6 protein-coding genes are annotated in these 4,561 nt (G+C 62.2%); 2 read left to right on the top strand and 4 right to left on the bottom strand.

The features are described 5' to 3' along the window. Window positions 1-1,619: aldehyde ferredoxin oxidoreductase C-terminal domain-containing protein (locus tag HY852_RS15915; protein ID WP_291605729.1), on the top strand; the 1,619-nt coding region annotated here is incomplete at its 5' end. A 32-nt stretch (window positions 1,620-1,651) separates the two neighbouring features. Next, window positions 1,652-2,197: a hypothetical protein gene (locus HY852_RS15910; protein WP_291605728.1), complete on the top strand. Its 546-nt coding sequence runs from the start codon at window positions 1,652-1,654 to the stop codon at window positions 2,195-2,197. Here the strand turns inward: HY852_RS15910 and ureG are convergent. From ureG to HY852_RS15890, 4 genes are all read right to left on the bottom strand, one after another. Beyond that, window positions 2,175-2,807: an urease accessory protein UreG gene (gene ureG, locus HY852_RS15905; RefSeq protein WP_291605727.1), complete on the bottom strand. Its 633-nt coding sequence runs from the start codon at window positions 2,805-2,807 to the stop codon at window positions 2,175-2,177. The two genes, HY852_RS15910 and ureG, sit on opposite strands and share 23 nt — an antisense overlap. Window positions 2,808-2,809: 2 nt before the next feature. Then, window positions 2,810-3,490 carry an urease accessory protein UreF gene (locus HY852_RS15900; RefSeq protein WP_291605730.1) on the bottom strand — a complete coding sequence of 227 codons (681 nt, stop codon included), beginning with the start codon at window positions 3,488-3,490 and terminating at the stop codon, window positions 2,810-2,812. A 43-nt stretch (window positions 3,491-3,533) separates the two neighbouring features. Beyond that, window positions 3,534-4,013, bottom strand: a complete 480-nt coding sequence (locus tag HY852_RS15895) for an urease accessory protein UreE (RefSeq protein ID WP_291605726.1) — start codon at window positions 4,011-4,013, stop codon at window positions 3,534-3,536. Window positions 4,014-4,034: 21 nt separating this feature from the next. Then, window positions 4,035-4,561, bottom strand: a 527-nt coding sequence (locus HY852_RS15890) for an amidohydrolase family protein (protein ID WP_291605725.1), incomplete at its 5' end; no start/stop codon positions are given.

Here is a 4,561-nt window from a genome sequence, read left to right as displayed (position 1 = left end):
GGATCATCATTCGCGGCAAGGCCCCGGACCTGGTTTATCTGTACATCAACAACGACACGGTCGAAATCCGCGACGCCACGCATCTGCGGGGCAAGGGCAGCACCGAAACCGGCGACCTGCTCAAGAAAGAACTCAACGACTACAAGGTCCAGGTCGCCGCCATCGGGCTGGCCGGCGAAAACCGGGTGTTCACGGCCTCGATCGAGCACAACCACGCCAGCGCGGCGCGCGGCGTCGGCGTCATCATGGGCGACAAGCGGCTGAAGGCGATTGCCGTACGCGGAACCAAGGACGTCAACATCGCCAAGCCGGCCGAAATGTTCGAAATCTGTCAGGACATCCACTTGAAGATGGCGGGAAGCGACGGTTGCGGCGACTGGATGGCAGTGGAGGAAGACGACAGCTTCCATCACAACCATTTCGCCTGGGGCAATTCGCGCAAGCGGATCAAGGACTACTGGAGCCCCGAATTGCAGCGGCGGTGGACCGACTGGAAATTCGATCACATGGATCGGCAGACCGGCTGTTACAACTGCCCGAAGAAGTGCCGCAATGTGATCAATTGGCCGGGACGGCCGCGCTTTGCCTACAAGTGCTTCGGCAAAGACACCTATCACATGGCAGCATTTCTCGAGCTGGATTTCACCTACGAGATCCTTGGTGTCGCCCAGGAATACGGGTTGGACTCCTATTCGACGCCACAGGTGATGGCCTTCGCGCTCGAATTGTTAGACGCCGGCATATTGAGCGACAGCGACTTCCCGGGAATGCCCGCCGACAGCAAGGGCCGCTTCTTCTATCTCATGGAGAAGATCGTCCGCCGCGAAGGCATTGGCGACATCCTGGCCGACGGCACGTCGCATGCCGCCCGCCGCATCGGCAAGGGCGCCGAGAAATACGACCACAACACGACGAAGAAGTTCGAGCAGCTGCCGATCAAGCTGGGCAAATTGAACCCGGCCTATTTCCTCATGATCGCCACCGGCGAGAAGATGAGCATCACCCAGATTGAAGGCTCGTTCCCGCAGGACCCGCTTCCCACCAAGGAGCAGCGCGAGGAATTCGTCAGCAAGTGGGAAGCCGTGCCCGACGAAAAGTTCAAGAAATATTTCCTGGAATGGGAAAAGCGCAGCGACATATCCGATGAGCGGACCTGCGACATCGTCGACTGGAACGAGGCGATGCACTACATCGACGACTCGATCGGTACCTGCGGGTTCGTGTCGTCATTCCGCGGTCAGTTCGGCGGAGGCGTTCCCTATCATATGAACAATATTCCCCAGATCCTCACGATGGCGACCGGCATCGAGATGGACAAGGAAAAATTGTGGAAGGCGTTCCAGAGGATACGCACGCTCGTGCGCGCGGTGAACGTGCGACGCGGCTTGCGCAGGAAGGACGAGCGGCCGCCCGAGGATCACTGGGCGATACGCGACGAAAAGTATGAGCAAGAGCTGCTCACCAAATATTACGAATTCAAGGGATGGAACTACGAGGGCATTCCGACCCGGGAGACTCTCGAGCGGCTCAATTTGGGTTACGTCGCCGACGATCTGGAGGAAAGAGGGATATTGACCCCCGTCGACAGCGAACCGGCGAAAACTGCCGTGGCGGTGTGAGCACCCGGATGAGGTACATGGGAGAAACGGCCGTGAACGCACGAGCGACGAAGATCGTCAAAGAGATTAAGGTCGACATCAACAAATGCACGGGCTGCCGCGCTTGCGAAATGGCGTGCTCGGCGTTTCACGCCAAGCCGAAATACAGCAGCATCAATCCGGCGCGCTCGCGCATCCGCGTGGTGACGGACGAGTTGAACGACGAATACGTGCCGATCAGGGCCGGCGATTACACGCCATCCGAATGCAACGGCCGGCACATCTATACCATCAACGGCAAGCAATACAGCGAGTGCAGCTTCTGCGGCGCGTCCTGTCCGTCGCGCGATTATTTCATCGAACCCGATTCCGGCCTGCCGCTGAAATGCGACATGTGCGAGAGCGTGCCGGCGCTGCCGGAACCGATGTGCGTCAAGGTATGCGGGGCCGAGGCCTTGACTTACGTCGAACGGGAAGTCGAACGGGATGAAAAGCCGCAGGAGAAGCGCGGGCAGATCGAGGTCGGGCTGGAATCGCTGATCAACCAATACGGAGTAGACGCGGTCATGGACAGCCTCAGCCGGATGTCCAAGCCGTAGCAAGGCCACCTTTCTGCTCGATGAAGCGCGCGATCTCGTCGACGCCCTTGCCCTCGCGCAGATTGGTGAACACGAAAGGACGGACCCCGCGCATTTTCCTCGCGTCGCGCTCCATCACCTCGAGTGAGGCGCCGACATAAGGCGCCCAATCGATCTTGTTGATCACCAGCAGATCCGAGCGCGTGATGCCGGGTCCGCCCTTGGACGGAATCTTGTCGCCGGCGGCGACGTCGATCACGTAAATGGTGAGATCGGCAAGCTCGGGCGAAAACGTTGCGGCCAAATTGTCGCCGCCGGATTCGATCAGCACCAGATCGAGTTCGGGAAATTTCGCGCGCATCTCGGCAACCGCCGCGAGATTGATCGAGGCGTCCTCGCGAATGGCAGTGTGCGGGCAGCCGCCGGTCTCTACGCCGGCGATGCGCTCAGGCGGAAGTGCGCCCGAGCGAACGAGATATTCGGCGTCCCACTTGGTGTAGATGTCGTTGGTGATGGCAGCAATCTGGTAGCGCTCGCGCAAGCGCTTGCACAGCGCATCCATCAGCGCGGTCTTGCCGGAGCCGACCGGACCGCCGACGCCGACGCGCAAGGGGCCGTTGGGGTTTTTCATTCTCAACTCCTGAATAGCCTGGTGTACTGGGTCTCGTGCCGCGCGCTGGCCAGGTCGGCGCGCACGGCCGCGCTGCCGATGTCGTTGAGCGCGGTCGTGAGCGCGCGCTGGGCGGTCGCGGTAACGACCGGCTCCAGGGCCGCTAGCACGCGCTGGCCGTCGCTCTGGCCGAGCGGAATGAGCCGCACGCCGGCGGATACGAGATTGGCGGCAACCGCCTGCAGATAAGCGGCGAGTGCCGGCTCGACGGCGATGCCGTGGCCACTGGCAGCGACCGCGACGGCCACCGGATAGGCCACCGCGCCGTCCCAGACCTGCTTCAGCCGCTCGATGGCGTCGCAGCCCCAGGCCGCGCGCGTCGCCTCAACAAAGGCGTTGCCTTGCGCGGTGGTCTCCAGATGGCGCTCCTTCGACGGCGCGAAGGCTGCTGCCAGTTCGGCCACCGCGCGCAGCGCCTCGTCGTCGTTCGCGGCCACCGCGCGGTGCGCGTGGGCGAAAAGCATGGCATCGCAAAATCCGCCGCCCTCGCCCACCACCACAGCGAGCCAGCGCAAGAGTGTGTCGGCACTCTTGATGTCACCCGCCTCGACCGCCCATTCGATCCCGCTGGAATATGAGAACGCGCCAATTGGATAGGCGGGCGACAGCCAGGCCATCAGCCGGTAGAGCGCGGGGAAATCCATATGCGCGTCGAGATCGCCCGTCTCCGGGAGCCGAACCTTCCGGTCACGATCCATGATTGTGCCCATGGCTATGGGCGTGATCGAGGTCTCCGTGATCGTAGGCACCGGCTTCGAGGTCGAATGGCGCCTCGATATACGTGAGCTCGGCGCCGAGCCCACGCAGCATGTCTTCCAGCACATGGTCGCGGCGGATGCGCAATCGGTCCCCGACGATCTGCACATCGGTGTGACGGTTGCCGATGTGCCAGGCCAGCCGCGCCAGCTCGCGCGCATTGGCCGCGGAAATCTCGACCAGTGGTTCGGGCTTTCCGGTCACCCGCACAATCGAGCCGTCCTCAAGCAGGAGTCCGTCGCCATCGCGCAGCTGCGCGGGCCTGGGCAGGTCAAGCAAGTAGATGGCACCCCGTTCTCCGACCAATACGACGCGGCGCCGATGGCGGTCCTGCGCATCGAGAACGACGAAGTCGATAGCTCCGTCGGCACTCCAATCTCCGGCAGGCTTTATCTCAGCGACGCGCTTCATCAGACCATGTCCGATCAGTAATCAGAACAAGAAATACCGCTGCGCCATCGGCAGCACCTCGGCCGGCGCGCAGGTGAGCAGTTCGCCATCGGCGCGCACCTCGTAGGTCTCGGGGTCCACTTCGATTTTCGGCGTAGCGTCGTTGTGGATCATACTCTTCTTGGAAATCTTGCGCGTGCCCTCGACCGCGACAAACTGCTTGTCGACGCCGAGCTTGGCTCGCAGGTTGCTCTTGGCCGCCGCTTTGGAGACGAACACCAGCGAGCAGGCGGTGAGCGCCTTGCCGAAGGCGCAGAACATCGGCCGATAGTGCACCGGCTGCGGGGTCGGGATCGAGGCGTTGGGATCGCCCATCTGCGCGGCGACAATCGAGCCGCCTTTGATCACGATCTCAGGCTTCACGCCGAAGAAGGCCGGCGCCCACAGCACCAGGTCGGCGAGTTTGCCCTTCTCGATTGACCCTATGTGCCTCGACACACCGTGCGCGATCGCCGGATTGATGGTGTATTTGGCGATGTAGCGCTTGACCCGCGCATTGTCGTTGTCGC

Origin of the sequence: Bradyrhizobium sp., assembly GCF_016213215.1 — a bacterium.
Lineage (GTDB): Bacteria > Pseudomonadota > Alphaproteobacteria > Rhizobiales > Xanthobacteraceae > Bradyrhizobium.
Note: the sequence above shows the minus strand (reverse complement) of the source record. Positions and strands in the feature narration are given on the sequence as shown.